Annotated in this window: 1 protein-coding gene; it reads right to left on the minus strand. The window is 26.4% G+C overall.

The window, feature by feature from the left end:
• Positions 1 to 235: 235 nt before the first annotated feature.
• Positions 236 to 1,117, minus strand: a complete 882-nt coding sequence (locus GNY06_RS02865) for a phospholipase D-like domain-containing protein (RefSeq protein WP_166518720.1) — start codon at positions 1,115 to 1,117, stop codon at positions 236 to 238.
• Positions 1,118 to 1,179 lie beyond the last annotated feature (62 nt).

The following is a 1,179-nucleotide window of genomic DNA, read 5'->3' on the forward strand; positions in this document are numbered from 1 at the left end:
TATTACATGTATATAGGGTGGAGATAAGGGAACTTTTCTATCTTATCATGAAGGTGAATAGAAAACAATACCTCACCACTGTGCAGAGAGTTTTTCATTTATATCCATTTTGCAAAAACCTTTCATGGTGTAACCTCCAGAATAGCTTCAAAAATAACTTCTTTTATCATGATTCACTACCTCCATTTTTTTGTATTTAATTTTTGTACAGAGGTTGCGAATTTATGTTATTGTTTTATTTTTTTAATTTCTTAAAGCATTTAAGACAGGCAGGTTTATTAAAACTTGTATTATTTTCGTCCCCACACGAAATACAGAATTTTTCCTTATAAAAAGGATCTTCATATATTGACCAAGTCTTATAACAAGCCCAGCATAAGGGTTTTTCTAAATCTAATTTTATAGTGGCTCTACATCTAATACAATATCCTTTGTGATTTTTATGGTTACCATTTTCAATATGATATTCCTCTCTTGATCTCCTTTGATCTTTTAGGGCAGTATTTACATATTTTTCATTTGTAAAATCTGACAATCTTCTTTTAGAGACATACCCGAATTTTATTAAATCTTCTATACAGTCTAACTCTACTTCTGGACCTACATAGTTTTTAGCAAATATTAATTTTTTTTCATATTTGGGCCTTTTAACAAAAATAGTATAACCTTGCTCTTCAACAACATTAAAACAGGTACTGACAGCAGATTTAAAAAAAGAGTTCAGCTTGATGTAAAAGATTTTTTTTTGAGAATAAACACCAAATTCAATATTATTGATAAAAGAATAATCTATTAAATTCATAGATGTAACGACAGACTTATTTTCATTTCCATAATACTTAGCATGCAGATTAGGAATATAAACTATAGTAATATTGGGGAATTGTATAAAATAATCAAAATCTTCTTTTCCAAAACTTTTGTTTACATTATTTTCATTTTTTCCAAAACCTATGATGATATGAACGTTGGAATTATTTAAATGCTTGTTGAAAATTTCATCTTTAAAATACGGGTCTAATTGAATAAACGGTGATAAAATTAAGAGGTATTTTTCGGAGTTATAAATGATATCATATATTTTTTCGTTTAATTCTTTTCCTGTTAAAAAATTCATTTTAATGTTTTTGTGATTTTAATATTTAAATACAAATATAAAATACTTTTTTAGGATATAAA

The organism is Elizabethkingia argenteiflava, assembly GCF_009904105.1.
GTDB lineage: Bacteria > Bacteroidota > Bacteroidia > Flavobacteriales > Weeksellaceae > Elizabethkingia > Elizabethkingia argenteiflava.